Source organism: Treponema sp. OMZ 855 (genome assembly GCF_024181145.1).
Taxonomy (GTDB): domain Bacteria; phylum Spirochaetota; class Spirochaetia; order Treponematales; family Treponemataceae; genus Treponema.
In genome coordinates, this window is the sequence record NZ_CP051194.1 from 2,289,627 (window position 1) to 2,306,366 (window position 16,740).

The 16,740-nt window shown below is 43.7% G+C and carries 15 protein-coding genes, 7 tRNA genes and 1 other RNA gene; 2 read left to right on the forward strand and 21 right to left on the reverse strand.

Annotated features, from left to right (window positions below; all coding sequences use genetic code 11):
* Positions 1-6: 6 nt before the first annotated feature.
* From metK to E4N65_RS10505, 9 genes are all read right to left on the reverse strand, one after another.
* Positions 7-1,173, reverse strand: coding sequence for a methionine adenosyltransferase (gene metK, locus E4N65_RS10465; protein ID WP_253673186.1), 1,167 nt, complete (start codon positions 1,171-1,173; stop codon positions 7-9).
* A gap of 172 nt (positions 1,174-1,345) precedes the next feature.
* Positions 1,346-1,444: signal recognition particle sRNA small type (gene ffs, locus E4N65_RS10470), an RNA gene on the reverse strand.
* Positions 1,445-1,531, reverse strand: a tRNA-Ser gene (locus tag E4N65_RS10475). It abuts the RNA gene before it with no gap.
* A 93-nt stretch (positions 1,532-1,624) separates the two neighbouring features.
* A tRNA-Ser gene (locus E4N65_RS10480) sits at positions 1,625-1,709 on the reverse strand.
* A gap of 7 nt (positions 1,710-1,716) precedes the next feature.
* Positions 1,717-1,791, reverse strand: a tRNA-Arg gene (locus tag E4N65_RS10485).
* Positions 1,792-1,809: 18 nt separating this feature from the next.
* A tRNA-Arg gene (locus E4N65_RS10490) sits at positions 1,810-1,884 on the reverse strand.
* Between the two features lie 18 nt (positions 1,885-1,902).
* Positions 1,903-1,977, reverse strand: a tRNA-Arg gene (locus E4N65_RS10495).
* 74 nt (positions 1,978-2,051) lie between these two features.
* Positions 2,052-2,138 (reverse strand) — tRNA-Ser (locus E4N65_RS10500).
* Between the two features lie 71 nt (positions 2,139-2,209).
* A tRNA-Ser gene (locus E4N65_RS10505) sits at positions 2,210-2,294 on the reverse strand.
* Positions 2,295-2,539: 245 nt separating this feature from the next.
* Between E4N65_RS10505 and E4N65_RS10510 the strand changes: the two genes are divergently transcribed.
* On the forward strand, positions 2,540-2,950 hold the full coding sequence (locus tag E4N65_RS10510) for a single-stranded DNA-binding protein (protein ID WP_044014797.1): 411 nt from the start codon (positions 2,540-2,542) through the stop codon (positions 2,948-2,950).
* Positions 2,951-3,065: 115 nt separating this feature from the next.
* Here E4N65_RS10510 and E4N65_RS10515 read toward each other — a convergent pair whose 3' ends face one another.
* The 11 genes from E4N65_RS10515 to E4N65_RS10545 form a co-directional block, all read right to left on the reverse strand.
* A complete protein-coding gene (locus tag E4N65_RS10515) occupies positions 3,066-4,565 on the reverse strand; it encodes an NAD(P)-dependent malic enzyme (RefSeq protein ID WP_044014795.1) in 1,500 nt (499 codons plus the stop codon).
* A gap of 543 nt (positions 4,566-5,108) precedes the next feature.
* Entirely contained in the window at positions 5,109-6,056 is a 948-nt protein-coding gene (locus E4N65_RS10520; RefSeq protein WP_044014793.1) for an L-lactate dehydrogenase, read from the reverse strand.
* 210 nt (positions 6,057-6,266) lie between these two features.
* Positions 6,267-7,154: an Rpn family recombination-promoting nuclease/putative transposase gene (locus tag E4N65_RS10525; protein WP_044014791.1), complete on the reverse strand. Its 888-nt coding sequence runs from the start codon at positions 7,152-7,154 to the stop codon at positions 6,267-6,269.
* Positions 7,155-7,459: 305 nt separating this feature from the next.
* On the reverse strand, positions 7,460-7,576 hold the full coding sequence (locus E4N65_RS12295; RefSeq protein WP_371921839.1) for a BrnA antitoxin family protein: 117 nt from the start codon (positions 7,574-7,576) through the stop codon (positions 7,460-7,462).
* Complete coding sequence (locus E4N65_RS10530; RefSeq protein WP_253673187.1) at positions 7,567-7,734, reverse strand: hypothetical protein; 168 nt, start codon at positions 7,732-7,734, stop codon at positions 7,567-7,569. Before E4N65_RS10530 ends, E4N65_RS12295 begins: the two co-directional genes overlap by 10 nt.
* Before the next feature lie 15 nt (positions 7,735-7,749).
* Entirely contained in the window at positions 7,750-7,974 is a 225-nt protein-coding gene (locus E4N65_RS12300) for a DUF488 family protein (RefSeq protein ID WP_081984414.1), read from the reverse strand.
* Entirely contained in the window at positions 7,964-8,455 is a 492-nt protein-coding gene (locus E4N65_RS10535) for a DUF488 domain-containing protein (protein WP_215904686.1), read from the reverse strand. Before E4N65_RS10535 ends, E4N65_RS12300 begins: the two co-directional genes overlap by 11 nt.
* A 5-nt stretch (positions 8,456-8,460) precedes the next feature.
* A complete protein-coding gene (locus tag E4N65_RS12305; RefSeq protein WP_371921840.1) occupies positions 8,461-8,799 on the reverse strand; it encodes a dual OB domain-containing protein in 339 nt (112 codons plus the stop codon).
* Positions 8,781-8,933, reverse strand: coding sequence for a dual OB domain-containing protein (locus E4N65_RS12310; protein WP_371921817.1), 153 nt, complete (start codon positions 8,931-8,933; stop codon positions 8,781-8,783). Before E4N65_RS12310 ends, E4N65_RS12305 begins: the two co-directional genes overlap by 19 nt.
* Before the next feature lie 305 nt (positions 8,934-9,238).
* On the reverse strand, positions 9,239-13,351 hold the full coding sequence (locus tag E4N65_RS10540) for an InlB B-repeat-containing protein (protein ID WP_253673188.1): 4,113 nt from the start codon (positions 13,349-13,351) through the stop codon (positions 9,239-9,241).
* A 12-nt stretch (positions 13,352-13,363) separates the two neighbouring features.
* On the reverse strand, positions 13,364-14,251 hold the full coding sequence (locus E4N65_RS10545; RefSeq protein WP_253673189.1) for a hypothetical protein: 888 nt from the start codon (positions 14,249-14,251) through the stop codon (positions 13,364-13,366).
* A gap of 205 nt (positions 14,252-14,456) precedes the next feature.
* Between E4N65_RS10545 and E4N65_RS10550 the strand changes: the two genes are divergently transcribed.
* A complete protein-coding gene (locus E4N65_RS10550; protein WP_044014788.1) occupies positions 14,457-15,605 on the forward strand; it encodes a glycosyltransferase in 1,149 nt (382 codons plus the stop codon).
* Between the two features lie 48 nt (positions 15,606-15,653).
* Here the strand turns inward: E4N65_RS10550 and E4N65_RS10555 are convergent, their stop codons facing one another.
* Positions 15,654-16,727, reverse strand: coding sequence for a DUF2804 family protein (locus E4N65_RS10555; RefSeq protein WP_044014786.1), 1,074 nt, complete (start codon positions 16,725-16,727; stop codon positions 15,654-15,656).
* Positions 16,728-16,740 lie beyond the last annotated feature (13 nt).

Sequence of the window (16,740 nt, forward strand, 5' to 3'; positions counted from 1 at the left end):
TTGCTGCTATTTTATAGCTGCTTTTAGAGCGTCAATCTTATCGGTTTTTTCCCAACTGAATTCGGGGCGACCGAAGTGTCCGTAGGCAGCGGTCGCTTGGTAAATAGGTTTACGTAAATCCAATGTCTTGATAATACCGGCGGGGCTGAGGTCGAATACCTGCTGAACGGCTTTTTCGATTGCATCTTCCGGAACCTTTGCGGTACCGAAGGAATCTACCCGAATTGAAACGGGAAACGGTACACCGATAGCATAGGCAAGCTGCAACTCGCACCGTTCGGCAAATCCTGCTGCAACGATATTCTTTGCGACATAGCGTGCCATATATGCGGCTGAACGGTCTACCTTGGTCGGGTCTTTACCGGAAAAAGCGCCGCCGCCGTGCCTCCCCATACCGCCGTAGGTATCCACGATGATCTTCCGCCCCGTTAAACCGGTGTCGCCGAAGGGGCCTCCGATAACAAAGCGTCCGGTTGGGTTAATAAAGAATTTTGTCTTTGCATCGAGTAAACCGGTCGGTTCAAGGACGGGTTTAACAATCTTTTCGATAATCGCTTCTTTTAACGAACCATACGAAATTTTGGGGTCGTGCTGATGGGAGATAACGACCGTATCGATACGCACGGGTTTATCGCCTTCGTATTCCACCGTTACCTGACTTTTTGCATCGGGGCGTAGCCAATCAATCTCTTTTGACTTACGCAGTTGTGAAGCTTTGCGTAAAAGTTTGTGTGCATACATGATAGGGGCAGGCATCAATTCCGGCGTTTCTTTACACGCATAGCCGAACATCATCCCCTGATCCCCTGCACCCATTTGGTTCTGATACTCGCTGAGGCCGGTACCGTTTACCCCCTGCGCAATGTCAGGAGACTGAGCGTGAATCATGCTTAAAACAGCCATGGAGTTGCAGTCAAGTCCAAATGCGGAATCGGTATAGCCGATTTCCCGTGCGATATTGCGGGCTGTTTGCTGTATATCAACAAAAGTATTGGTGGTAATCTCTCCGCCGATAAGGATTAACGCAGTTGAAGCAAAGGTTTCGCACGCAACATGGCTTCCGGGATCATCACGTAAGCAAGCGTCCAAAACAGCATCAGAAATTTGATCACACAGTTTATCGGGATGGCCTTCTCCGACCGATTCCGAGGTAAATAATTTATGTTCGTTCATTATTACTCCTATCATTAAAAGTGTTACGAAGCAGTCGCTATCATACCGCTATCAGTCTAAATGTACAAGTTGCTTGTTAGCCGATACGATCACCATTCCGATGCAATGGCTATTCTATAGAATAAATTGGAGAGATACGGTCAACTGAAAAAGAAAATTTACAGAGGATATAAAAAACCGGGAGCACTACGGCACAAGAAGAATTAATCTACCGCTGCTTCCTTCCGGATCTGACGGGGTTTGAAAAACCTTCTTTGCATAGGTCCCGGTACGGAGAGAGAGGGATTCGAACCCTCGGTACCCTTCCGGGCACACACGACTTCCAATCGTGTACCTTCGACCACTCGGACATCTCTCCAAAGTGTTGAAAGCACCTGAAAGTATTGAAATTTTCAAGGTGTTTCGTAAAACGCATAAAGAAGATGCTTGAACGCGCGGCTCCGTTAAAAAACGGAGAGAGGGGGATTCGAACCCCCGGTACCTTGCGGTACAACGGTTTTCGAGACCGCCCGATTCGACCGCTCTCGCATCTCTCCAGTAGCATGAGACTAGGCGGGCTCGAACCGCCGACCTTCAGATCCGCAATCTGACGCTCTAATCCAACTGAGCTATAATCTCAAAAATAAAAATAACCGATGAGACTAGGCGGGCTCGAACCGCCGACCTTCAGATCCGCAATCTGACGCTCTAATCCAACTGAGCTATAATCTCAAACACAAAAACAACCGATGAGACTAGGCGGGCTCGAACCGCCGACCTTCAGATCCGCAATCTGACGCTCTGATCCAACTGAGCTATAATCTCAAATATCCCCGATATGCTTTGTCCATTACTGCATTCTTGCCGTCTAATGTACAATAATATCCGGTTTTATCTTACGGAGCAGGGGGGATTCGAACCCCCGGTACCCGGATGGGTACAACTCCTTAGCAGGGAGCCCGATTCGGCCACTCTCGCACCGCTCCAAAGTTATTGCCTGTCTAAGTTATCGGTTTTATATATGCACGTATAAAGGAACGTGCCGCCTTTTATTTTACGGAGCAGGGGGGATTCGAACCCCCGGTACCTCGCAGCACAACGGTTTTCAAGACCGCCGCCTTAAACCACTCGGCCACCGCTCCATAAGCGGTTTGTATATTAGCCTAGAATAATGGCGAATGTCAAGACTATCGCTCAAACCGTATCGATTTTTCTCTTAATAGTGCATATAAAAAAAATTTGTAATTTTTTTTATTTTTTTTTGCAAAAATACCGTAAATTTCCAGCCATTTTTAAATGAATGCTTTATATAACAGGTACTACAAGATCAAAAGAGACCGGAACCGCGGCGAGCGGCAACTCGGTACTCTTATTTTAGGAGGCTATTATGCACAATTTGAATTCGTTGATCATTGAGGGAAATGTAGTTCGCGATCCCGTTGTAAGAGCGACACCTAAAGGAACACCGCTCTGTATGTTTTCCATTGCTTCGAACCGTTTTTTTAAGCAGGAAGATCAAACAACGCAAGAAACTTCATTCTTTGATGTCGAAACATGGTCACGCTTAGCGGAACTCTGCGGAGAAAATTGCACAAAAGGCCGCGGCGTCCGGGTTGTAGGACGTTTAAAGCAAGACCGCTGGGTAGGTACCGACGGCAAACACTACAGCAAGATTAAAGTAGTGGCCGAACATATCGAGTTTAAGCCCTTGTTCAAAAACGGGAAACAGCCTGCCGATGCGTTAGACGATATGCGTGAGGAGACCGTCCCAGAAAAAGAGGCCGTACCTGCCTTTTAAGAAAAATGCCGGCGGTTCCGAGTATGGAAACACCGGCAGTCAGTACGAGGACGCCCCAAAAGTTGATTGCTTTCGGGGCACCCTCTCTTCTATATCTAGCACAAACGTCTTGTCGTTATTTGCTACGCTGATTTTTAATTTGTTCAATCGCGTAGTCCATCGCTTGATTAAAAAAGTCTTGCGGCGGTTCTTTGATAAACCCGCTATCCATCAGCTGCTGCGTCAGCGCTCTGCTTTCGGCAATCTCAGCCTTAGCCTGCTTAAAGGCTTCATCCCATGTAATAGTGATACGGGCAAGACCTTCTTTTATCGCCTGCATTGCAACATCGGCTGCTTCGACGGCAAAGACATCCTCATCATCCATCTTTACGACAATATTTTCGGGATTGATACCTTTTTTCTCCGAATAGTCGGCAATAGAGTGTGCACAGCGGATCGCCATACCGTCGGAAATTTTCCGGGCACGGACAAGCAGCGCTCCTTTCAAGATGCCGGGGAAGCAGACGGAGTTATTGATCTGGTTCGGGAAGTCTCCGCGTCCGGTGCCGACGATGAAAGCGCCGGCGGCCTTGGCATCATGCGGCCAAATTTCGGGGATGGGATTTGCGCAGGTAAACACGATGGGTTTATCGCCCATAGAGGCGATCTGCTCTTTGGTTACGGTATTCGGACCCGGCTTGGACAAAGCGATCAGTACGTCGGCGCCTTTCAGTGCTTCGTCAAAATCGTTTATCCGGTTGGGGTTCGTTGTTTGGCACAGCTCCCATTTGCGGTAATAGCGCGCATCAGCTTTGATGTCTTCGCGGCCTGCATGGAGCGCACCTTGAGAGTCGCAAACAATCATCTTCGCGGGATCTCCGCCGTCCTGTAGGATGAGGCGTGCAATCGTCGTGTTGGAAGCGCCTGCACCGAGAAGGACAATGCGGCAGTCTCCGATTTTTTTACCCGCCAATTTCAGCGCATTGAGCAAACCGGCAAGCGTAATACAGGCCGTTCCTTGAGCGTCGTCATGCCACACAGGAATATCGCATTCTTCCCGCAGCGTATCCAGAACTTTAAAACAGTCCGGCTGCTGAATATCTTCCAGATTAACTGCACCAACGCTCGGCTCAAGCATCTTCACAAAATCGATGATCTTATCGGGACAATGTTTACCGGCGGGGAAGTTATATTTCTTTTCTTCATTCGGCTTAACGTAGGAATCGATACAGATGGGATACGCGTCCACGCCGCCTAAGTACTTCATCAGCATACATTTTCCTTCCATAACGCCGAGACCGCCGGAAGGAGAACAATCCCCGTCGCCCAGTACGCGGGTGGAATCGCTGACAACGGCTACAAGGTTTCCTCGATTGGAAAGCATAAAGGAGCTGTCATGATTATCGCGGATGCCGGTAGAAACGGCGGAAACTCCCGGTGTATACCAGACATTGAACCAGTTAAACCCATAGAGCCCGCATTTTGGGACGGTTTGCAGCTTTCCGCCATAAAATTCGTGTGTTAACAGCGAAAGCTTTTTTAAAAACAACGTTTTCGCCGCCGCTTTTTCATTTTCCGTAAAGTCGGAAGGGAAGTGTTCCGTAATAGATTGTAAATCTTTATTGATAGTTTTCATGTGGTAAGTGTAGCATGGTTACAGTGTCCCTGCAAGCTATCCTTTTGAAATATACGGTGCATCTGCGTTGTCGCTACGCCGAAATAAATGCTCGACGTACAAAAAGTACGCCTCCGCTTTATTTCGGCTAGGCTCCTAGCATCTACGCCGTCTATTTCAAAAGGCTAACGGAAAGGGTGCAGCTACTTCGTGCTGCACATAAATTAATCCTCAACGTGGCAGAAGCGGCACGGATGCCGCTGGTTCTAAACAGTAACCAGTTTGCTTGCAAACTGGCAGCCCAAAAATGAACAAGGATGTTCATTTTTGGGCGTGCCTGCGGGTGTTTTTTGTACGCTCCTAGCATCTGCATCGTCTATTTCAAAAGGCTTACGGTAAAAGGCTTTTCAGAACGGACACGGATGTCCGTGAAATTGAGCAGCAGCGAGTTTGCCCCGCAAACTCGACGTTGACCAGTGTACACGGAAGTACACTGGTCAACGGGCTTACGGAAGGGGTGTACAGGAGATGCCGCTGCTGAAATCCTATATAAAAATATGCTTTTTAACAGATAGACAGATATGCGTCGTGAAGCCGCTGGGCGCTGGCTTCAAGCGCTGATTGTTCGTCCTTGGGAAGTTCGCCTTCGATGATTTTTTCGACGCCACTTCTGCCGACAATGCAGGGAACGCTCAAACAAGCGCCGTGCAAGCCGAATTCTCCGTTTAGAGCCATCGAGACGGAGAGGATGCTGTGTTCATTACGCAGAATGGCGCCGGCTATTCTGGTAAGCGCCAAACCGACAGCAAAATAGGTTGAGCCTTTGTAGTCGATGATATGATAGGCGGAATGGCGTACTTCGTCCAAGATTTTTTCTTTATCGAAGTGAATACCCGAGCTGCACGTGCCGCTGCCGCAGTATTCGTCGATGCGCCGTCCGGCTATGGTGGTCATCGACCATGCGGCAAATTCGCTGTCGCCGTGCTCGCCGAGGATGTAGCCGTGTATATTACGGGCATCGACGCCGCATTCTTTGCTGAGTACGTAGCGGAAGCGGGCGGTATCCAAGACGGTACCGGAACCGATAACCCTACCGCGATCCCAACCGCTTGCTTCGAGCGCCACCTTTGTAAGAATATCGACGGGATTACTCACGAGCAGCATGACGCCTTTGCAGCCGCTTGCGGCAATTTCTTTTGCAATAGTTTTGATGATAGCGGCATTGCGTTTAAGGAGGTCTATTCTCGTTTCTCCCGGCTGCTGTTTTGCACCGGCAGTTATCACAATGATATCGCTGTCGGCATAATCGGTTTGACTGCCGGTGTGGATATCAACCTGCGGCAAAAACGGCAAACCGTGGACAAGATCCATCGCCTGCCCTTCTGCAAAGTTTTTATTCATATCGGTGATTGCAATCTCATCGGCAAAACCGCTTTGAGCCAACGCATACGCAAATGTAGCCCCGACAGAACCCGCACCGACAATCGTTACTTTTCGTTTCTTTTGATCCATAACGTCTCTCCTTATAAAAAATTAAAATATTGCCTACTCTTCAAAAAAGTATAAGCGCTTCCATGCACCAATCATTATACACTTTTGGGGAGAGAAATTATAGAGAGCCTGATTGTAATTAGATACGGTTCAGCCTATCAGTGGAAAATATAGCCCAAGAGACAGGGCTTTCGCAAGCAGAAGTGGCGGGAGAATTGAGCGCACCTTCCTCTATAGCCTTGCTATTTCTTCAGCACTTAAACCGGTTACTTGCATAATCATTGCAGTATCAGAATGGAGCTGCTTTAAAATTCTTGCACTTTCAACAGCTTTGTTATGAGCACCTTGTTCTATACCTTGTTCTATACCTTCAGCAAAGGCTATTTCACGTTCTTCTGCACGTTGTACGGCAATATCTTCTTCATAATTATATTCGGCCAGCAACATGTTTATTACCTCCTTCGTCTTCCGTTCGAGATATTCTCGCAAAACATTATTTGCTATACATTCCTCAATGGCTTTTTGAAAACCATGTACCGGATCAAGCTCTTTCCATTTTCTCACTGTTTGGACAAAAATGCTATATTCATTGATGGGTTTACACAGTTCCAAGAGCGGATGTTCATTATGCTGATTTATGTTTACCACTTTGACAATTAATTCCAAGTTTGGTTGTTCCGTCTGTTCCTTAAATGCGTGGGATAGTTTAAGCGCTTTATCACAGGGATATGGTTCTATTCCATTATAAAAGACATAAAATTCCGGTGTCGGGATAGTGAGCAGTTTACGGCTATACTTTTCTTTTGATTCAAAAAGTTTCTCATACAGACGGCTGACATACTCAAGACAGCGCAATGGCATATTAGGATTAATAGTCGATTGATGCTCGGCAAGGACAATAATTTTGTTTTCGACAAGATACGAGACATCATTGGCAAAGCTCATATACATCACTTGTTCAAGCTTGATATTTTCTAGTAAGGCAACATCATGCAACTGAGTACCGTGCAAAGCATTGTAGAGGGACAAAAACCTCTCTTTTGCTTTTTCATCGGTGCTGAACAGATCGACAAAAATAGAGTCCTTATAGTTACGGTTATCCGGTACGGTTTCTAACATGATAGCAGTATAGCATACAAAGCTCGATAGTGTAAGGTCATCGGAGTCAGAGATACCGCATCGTATCAAGGGTATAGATTCGCCTTTCTATTCTCCCTCTAGTGGGGAAAGTATACAGACCTATCAGGCGGCACATTTACACTTGAAGTTTTGCTATTGCGTAATAGCAGCGGTAAAACAAATACATGTTTTTTTGGGGGATAAGTTAACTTTGTTTGAAAATATTCTTCAAGTAAATCAAGTCTTTTAAAATATATTGAAATGATAGTAATCAATATAGTGCAATTAAGCCTGTCAGGAATATTTTAATAATCACCTATAGTAATAGCTTTTCTTAAAATACTGTTGATTCTCGTCTGATAGCCTTTACCTAAAGACTGGAGTACAGCAAGAATATCCGCATCTATTTTTTTTATAGAAATTGTTTTTTAACGGGCGTTGCATTCCAATATGCTTCATGCGCCGGTCTAAGCCTTGCAATTTGTTCTTTTGTCAGTTTTGGACTATCCTCATCATACAATATAGGATAGTTTTTTATTTCTTCCAATCTTTCAGCCGTTAATTTTTTTGAAGTAATCATAATATTCCTCCTATATTAAAATAGGTGAACTATTTCAATATTTTCCCAATTTCGTGCTAAATATTCCGCTAATAATCTTCTATGACACTGGTCGGGACGATCTTCACTACAAAGTAACACACCGTTGATGATCTCGTCTTTTTTTATGATATTCAGTATATTTCTTTGTTCAATAATTCTTAAATACTCAACTTCATAATCTGCCCAGGTAATTTCTTTCTTTTGATAATTACGTAACAAGTCTTTTGGTTGTCATTAGACTGCCGTCATATAAAATATGGTTTGCATAAACACCGATTCTCTCTGAAATGCCTTTAGTAACAAGGCTAAATCTATGGCAGTCGGCAGGTTCTTTTTCCGTGCATATAAGAGCAATACGATATCCTTCTTGTAGTCCTTTTCTAATTCTTTCTACCCCATTAATAAATATGGGAAGCTGCTTTACTTTATCAAAACTGACAGTATCGTTTGTGTAAACACAGTTTTCTTTACGCCTAGCACCGAATTCCTTACTAAAAGATGAATAATAGATACGATTGTGACTTGTCACTCTCTGTAAATTCTCTTTATTGAATTGAGCCGTATGCTTGCTATAGGGAGTAGATCGAACGTCAATAACGACATTAACTTCATGCTTTTTGAGAATATCAATGAAAGATTCGATAGTGTGAATCGAACACCCTATTGTGTAGAGCCTACCTCCGCTGTTTATTGCACTCATAACCATCAAAAGATTCCTGCTACAATTTTATGATGACAGCCTGTCGCGTCAAAAAGTTCTCCCAAGCTGATACACAATATATTATTATGCGCTTTTTGACCATTATTTATAGTATCAAAGTTCGGATCCGTACAAGCAAGATCATACAGTATTCCATTATAGTCAAACACTACTCTTCTTCTTTTATTTTGATTTTCATCTATAACTTTTGTCTGAAGATTTTTGACTTTCACAAGATACAATGACTGATTAATAGCAATTTGCTTTTGTGTAATAGCATTAGGATCTACCCAATCCTTCGTACCCCATAAATCGAGAGGACTATCTAGAAAATTAGATGGAATCTAATCCAGTTTTTAGTAATCAATTCCTTTCCGGCAACACAATATCCGTGATGTTTTATTGAATTTGCAAGTATCAACACCGTCTTAAACATATATTGCTCCTTCGTTTTAGTCGTTGAGCTATACAACAACATTAAACATGCTCCCAACTACATACACAGACCAATACAGACGACTTGTAACGGTCATCATCTCTTCAAGTTTATTATTTCAATCGCAGATAGACAAGTATCCTTCTCTCTCCTCATAATATCATAGAACGCTCTACATCTTCAATCTATACGGATGCGGTACAACCGCCAAACCGGTTCGTTCTACCCCGCTGCCAAAACCTTAGTAAAGGAGCAAATCACGCCCTACCCATAAAAAAAAGCCGTCTTACGCAGGATTTCTCCAACATAAAACGGCTTTCCTTTCATTCAAAATTATTGCTTAGTAACTACTTCCACCCTATCGTATAGATTACCTTTATGGTTCCTTTCGAGCGGGTTCCATCATGGTTATCTACCTTGTACGTAATAACGAAGTCTTTTTCCTCGCCACCGGCAAGGGTAAAGTTTTCGTCATAGGTGATAGTTACGTTTTTAAACGATATGGTTTTATAGTTAGGATCCATACCATCATAGCCGTTCGGACGTGGAAGCTGGGGAACATCATCGGTAATACCATCATTATCCTTATCAACTTGGTTAATATGGACAGCGTTTTTATTGATCGTCCATTCCCCTTCGCCTTCATTGTATTTCAACGCAAATACACTATTGTTATCTAAACATTGTTTCCTATATAGATCGGGGCCAATTCCCAGAGCATACCGCACATATTCAGTACGCCAATAGTCATGCCGATTAGATTTAACTAGATAATTCGTAAATCCTACTTTTAAATTGGGAAATGAGGTATACCCAATATCCACCAATGCGGATCCCTTCTCTTTGTTTTTACCTACAGTAATCAAATCAACTTCTTGTACATAATCGCCTTTATTTCCGTTAGCCCACGATTTCTTTTCGTAAGGAAAACTGTATTCCCATTTTTCTGTCTTATCGTTACCGCCGCCTTGTATCGATACGGAAAGATTATGTGCTAAATGGACACCATCCAGATATTTAGGACTAAAGTGAGCTCCGTCTGCTGTACTCCACGACTGTAAATCTACATTCTGTATTTTTGGAGTTACAGTTAACTGCATATTAGGCTTATGCTTAAAGGAGGCTGTAACATTAAATACGCGATCAACAACTACCGTTTTTTCTGTATCGGAAGCTTGGGCGTCAATATCGTTCCACTGATCAATAATGAATGCTCCATTTTTCGGCGTTGCTTTAAAGGTAACGGTTTGCCCCTCTCGAACGTTTGCTCCGCTCTCAATAGATTCTCCATTAACGGTTGCGGTAACGGTACCTTTATTTTCGTCAGTGGAAGCAAAGGTAACGGGATAGAGCTTTTTAAAGACAGCTGTAACAGAAAGGGGATTTTTCACCTGTACCTGCACCTCAGAAGCTTCACCTTTGTCGGAAGCTTCATCCCAGCCTTCCCAATGATCGAGGTAATAGCCGGGCTCTGCTTTCGCTTTAAAGGTTACGTTTTTGCCCACTTCCACTTCAGTATTGTTTTCATGCGGCTTTTCATCTATAAAAGCGGTAACCGAACCTCCTTCTACCGGTTCCGGCGCAAATGTTACCTTAAACTGTTTCAACTTAAAGAATACACATACCGTGGTCTTTTTTTCCTTTAGCGTTACTGTTATTGTTTTATTGGAGGACTCTCCGACTGTCCATGAGTCAACTTCATACAAAGGCTTGGGGTCGGCGGTAAAGGTAACGATAGTGCCTTTATCAAGCTCCGTGCCGTTTTGCAGTTCAACATCTTGGTTCTCTACTCTTGCCACTGCTTTTAGAGTTCCGTTAGAATCGCCGGTAAAGAAATACAACTTTACTTTTTCAGCAGGAGGTGCAGAGTTCGATTTAAATTGCACACCTATAGTTGCATTCTGAGTTACGGTATATTCGGCAACGAGTGGGATACCGGCATCTTTCTGTACAGCACCTACCCAACTGCCGACAACAAAACCGGCAGCAGGACTTGCGGTTAAGGTAATAACGGAACCACGATCAACCGTTGCTCCATCTTGTACCGGCTGTCCGTCTATTACAGCGGCAAGCGTGCCACCCTTATCGGGAGTATGACGGAAGTGAATAACGGCTGTACCTTTTTTTACTTCAACCTTAACAGCATCACTTACTACTTCGGCGGTCTTATTGTTTTTGGGGTTTGTATTGGTTACCTTGCAGTAATAGTATTTTACTCCTTCTGTACCGGTCGGGAAATAAAATGCAGACGCCGTATTTCCCATACCGGTTGAAACCGGTGTACCACCAGTATTAGAGTTCGAAGCATTTTCGTACCATTGGTAGCTCAAGTTTTCGTCTGACGGCGTTGCATTCGGTATAACCTGTACAAACCAATCACGAGCCCCCTGCATAACAGACTGCGATTTAGGCTGCTCCTTAATCGTTACAGCCGCTGCCGTATAATCAGGATTTTCTACCCACTTGGTCTGTAACGGCAGTTGAGTTTTCCGGTAAGGCGAATAGCCCGGTTTTCCTTCATTAGGTTCTGCCGGTTGTGTAAAACTTCCATTTTTAGGGGCATGATACTTATCATTTGCAATATACTGTTTAACCCAAGAATACAGAACAACTGTTCCGTCAGCGTTAACATACCCTATAGGGTCACTCATATAAAACGGTTCATTAAACAGCTGATGTTCTCCTGAAGCAGGGGCATTATAGTCCATCCAGTTTTGAGGAACTTTATTTCCAAACAAATTTTTTAGATAACTGGGTTCGCTATAGTAGAAGATGAATTTGGAATAAGTATCCATCGCAAACATTGAATTGTCAAGACTTTGAGCACCAATTGCAGGACCTGAAAGTGAAGTAAATCGATAAAAATAAAACCGCTCATCGTTTGGATCATGGGCAGGAACGAACCCCCCATGTTGTGCCCAACGATCTTTTCGCGTTCTATAACGATAAAACTTTACATTTTTTGAAGTTTTAAGACTGGAGCCGAAATTCGGTCCATCATAGCTTTCAGGTGTTCCCGTCCATACACCGGGTTTAAATCTATAGGTAGGAACGTTTGTGTCGTTATTAAAATCGCTGATATACACAACCCAACTATCAAATTGGGTAGCAGAAAAGCCGTTGGAATCTGCCGTATATTTGGTAAACGGATCTTCATTCGGATCAAAAGTTTTCTTAACCCATTTCAATCGACCTTCTGGATCTTTCGGGTTTGAATTGGGTTTATTTTCATTAAATTCGGGAATAGAAGGAGGCACAGTTCCAGGGAGATCGTTATTGTCCTCATCACTTTCCCCACCACTTCCCCAATCTTCTCCGTCATCAGGATCATTAGGATTGGACGGATCGCCCGGATTGGAAGGATCAGCAGCTTTCTTTTCACGTGTGATTTTTACAATCTTTATAAATTGGCCGGAAGGCTCCTGCACTGTAATTTCAACAGCGAGGTAGGCCTCTGTCCCTGCAGCTAACGGAACCGAACTGCCGGATAGTAACCTTACTCTACCTACAACCGGCGTTTGGGCTTCATCGTTTTTTACCAGACTTACGGTAATATCCCGCTGTGTTACTCGTTTTGTATCGTTCGCAACGGAAAGAGTATATGTCCCATTATTATCGGGTACAACAGGAGTTCCGAATACCGCCAGTTCTTTTACCAATACCAATTCACTCAAAGGTTTTTCCTGAACCTTTTCGCGTGTTACCATAACAGTTGTTTGTACACTGTCATAAAGATCGGGCGGGGTAATCGTTACTGTAACGGCAATTGGCACCTCGGCGGCTAGCTGTACGGAACCGCCGGTAACGGTAATAGTAACACTGTTATTATCTATTTCATTTTTCTTTTGCGCATCCGAAAAAAGACTTACGCCAATCTCATTTTTTGTTATTTTGTTAATTTCGCTCGGTACGGTAACCGTATAGTAAGAACTGCCGTCAGCCGATGGCGGAGTTGCCGAAATACCATATACTGTCAAATTACCAAGGTATACGGTATCCTTAGGCTGCCGTGTTATCTTTATTGTTTTTTCTATAATACCATACTGTGAAGCCGTAGGCTTAATACGCAGCAGCACCGGAACAGGAGTATTCGTTACCAGAGGAATGGAACCTCCGGCAAGCTCAAGGGTAAAATCTTTATCAAGCGTCAATTCTTTTTCTAACTTGGCATCGGAATAGAGCTTTACCTTAATATGTGCAACATTAACGGAATCTAATTTACCGGATACCGGAACGGTATATTCCGCAGAAGCATTAAAATTGGGTGCATCAGCGCTTTTTTCTACATGGGTATCTGCCACCGTTATCTCGCCTACATACAGCGGCATTTTATCCGAACCTGCCGACCGCGGGTACCATGGGGTTCCTATCGACGGTTTACATGTCGAAAACATCAACACCGCAGAAGCGGTACAAAGCATTACAGTAATTGTATTTATAATCTTTTTAGGCAAATACATAAATGTACCTCCTTAGACCTTAAAGGTTAACCCGATTGTGAGACCAAAATCGAGCGAATTTAAATAATACGAATTAAGCGGGTGATTAAGCACATCAACATTAATAGGAGGATTTTTGGCTGCCCCTCCGGCTTGAGCCGCAGTAATAACTTTTTGCGGCATTGTTATATATTTCGGTCTATACACCGTATATGATAAGAACGCTCCAAACAAAATCTCCATTCGGGACAGGAACGGCTGGTTATATTCAAAGTAGCCCTTAAAAGTAAAACCGATAGGGTTTATTTTTTTTATTTGTTCCGGAGTAATTAACAGCGTTCCTGTTTCGGGAGAAAAATCAACCTTTCCGCCGGTAGCTGTTTTTAATGCTTCAATCTGTTCCGGCGTTAAATTGCTGTAAAGTTCATATATCGGTTGAGGATCCATCGGCATCCGTATACCGGTGTTAAGACCGACTGCGATACGGTTACCTAAAAAATATGAGCGGACACCCGTTGTAAGCGTTAACACAGGAGTCATGTGTATACGGCAATAGACATTAACTGGCACCCCGATACCTGCATCAGCCTGTCCCGAAATCTGTCCGGTAAAGCCCTGCCCCAGGCCGAGCGCGAAGCTCCAGCCCAGTCCGCCAAATATACTATTATCTTGTAAGCGGAAGTATTTTATTGAATCGAAAATATAGGTTAGATCTGCTTCTCCGACGGTTATATAGCCGAGCGATCCTTCCATTTTGTCGGCACCTAAGTAATCCCTATCCTCTTTATTAATCTTCGGACGTGTCAGTGAGCCGGTCAAATTCGCCTTTACTCCCAACGTAAAGCCGGAATCAAAAGCATATAAATGGACGGCAGCGACAGCAAACAGTACCACCGCCAATATTTTTTTATGTAAATGCATATTTTCTCCCCATTTTTAGATACCACCAGGTATCTTCAAATACTATTAAAAAGACTTATTTATGCTATCGGCAACGATATTGTTTGTCAAGCCACCCACCTATTGTCAAATGCTCCAATTCATGGCAGCAGCGGAAAAACTTGGTTACAACGTTTCAATACCATCGTCTTTACGCTTACAACCTCTTTTTGATATAGTGTTCTTAATGAAACAACGTATCGGCTTTTTATATCTAAAGACAGGCGGCGGGCATATTTCCGGCGCCAATGCTTTAGTGTCATTCTTAAAAGAAAAATATCCGGATAATGCCGAATATATACCGCAAAATGGCTTCAAAAGCACCAATTGGGTTGCGCGCATTTTTTTTGAAAAAGGATATCTTGCAACTTCAAACTACTTTGAACCCGGTTACGTTGCGTTCTATCAGTTAACAAAATCGAAAACCGTTTTAACCTTTTGTGCATGGCTGTTACGTCCGTTTATTGTAAAAAATCTGGTAACATTTCTTAAAGCTGAAAAAATAACTAAATTGGTTTGTCTACACGAAATACTTATTCCGCTGGCACGGATTGCTATCGATAGAGTAAACCCTAACATCCCGCTTATTTCCATTGTGATGGATCCGTTCACCGCACATCCGTCCTGGTTTTATGTAAAAGATACCGAGCTTATTGTCTTTTCTCGGAAGCTGCAAAAAGAAGCGATCTCGCACTGCGGCTTTAAGCCGGAACAGGTTCATCAATTTCCTATTATGCTTTCACGGAATTTTGACCGGCGGTATACCCCCGACGAAAAAATTACTGCTAAGAAAAAACACGGCATTCCGCTTGATAAGAAAATCATACTGGTTGTCGGCGGCGGAGAAGGCTTAAAATCGACGCTTGCTATTGTCAACGCTTTTATTTTTCAGCGCTGTCCTGCTCATTTAATCGTTATCTGCGGCAAGAATAAAGTGTTAAAAACACAACTGGAAATTCTCCTTAAAACCACGAATATTTCCAATATTCAGGTATTCGGTTTTGTTTCGTTTATGCCCGATTTAATCAATGTGTCCGATTGTGTGATCACCAAAGGCGGACCTGCTACCGTTATGGAAACCCTGTCTGCCGGTAAGCCGTTAATCCTTGCAAGCTATGTGCGTGGACAAGAATTCGGGAATATGCTCTATGTTGTTAACAACAACCTCGGTTGGTATATTCCAAAACCACGGAAGATAATAAAAAAAGTAAAAGAGATAATCGCCGATGATTCCGTATTGAGCTCTATAGAACAAAAAATCGATACGATGCATATTCAAAACGGACTGGAGCCCATTGCCGATTTTATCTATCGTTTTCCGGAAGTACAGAGTTAAGCACAAAACTAAAGGAGAAAAGCTGCGGTAGACACCTGCCGATGCCCTTTACATTCTCATCCTAACTTTTTTTGCGATGCCTGGGAAGCCTTTTAATTTGAGCACTACGCCGTCCTCAATTAAAAAAGAACCTTCAAAAGTACCGCAAATAGTCTTATAATCCCGCTGCCAGACAAGGATATTCAGGTTCCGCTGGGAGATTGCACTGGGGGTAAAGGTTAAATCAACCATGCTCTCGGTATCTTGGATAATCCATTCCTTGGAAGAACCGAACGGATATGTAATACGTACCGGCGGCAACGGAATACGTTTTCCACCATAAAACAAAATATTGTCATTATAGCTGTAGCTGTCGGGAGCGATGGAATTACTTAAATGGAAAGAAACTTGGGTGCCATCAATAACGCCTAGTCCGATAACCACACTCCGCTTTGTACGCAGTGTCGTATATGTTTTTCGAAAATCCAAAAAGCCGACTGCATTTGCTTTATTCAATTGTATATCTTGATTGTGCCCGAACGTAACCCACCCGTTTACGGCAAATGAGCGGAAATACACGGCTTGGCACCGGCGGTTCACAAAAGAAGGGATAACGGCGGAATAGTCGGTGCATTGCGGCGAACGTGAATCAAAATCAAGTCGCCCCTCGCATGACGGACGGTCGTTGGCAGCAAGAAAATCAAAATCGGCATAGAGCATCCCTTTGGAAAGGCGGGAAAAAATACGGATATACCGCCGTTTAACGCGGCAGGTTGCAACACTGTACGCAATGTACTTAGGTAGATGCACAAAACCGAGCGGCAAAAGCTGCCGGTAGGCAAGCAAGCGGTTCGTTTGCCGGTTCCACAGTGTTGTTTCCATAAAAGCAAAATATCCGCCGTAAAAAAATTCGATTTCACCGATAAGAGTATCATCGCAAAAGAGGAGCCTCAGTGTGTCGGTTATACGGGTATCCGTAATGAACGAAGGAATCGGTAAATCTCCGAACGGTTTTTTAACGCCCCGTATGTCAAAGGTATGAAACATCCCCGAATACGACCCATACAACGGTACTGCATTTTCGATGGGACGGCGTGGAGCCGGAGTAATAATACGGGTATAAGGAACTTTTTGTATATCCATAGTAATAACCTAG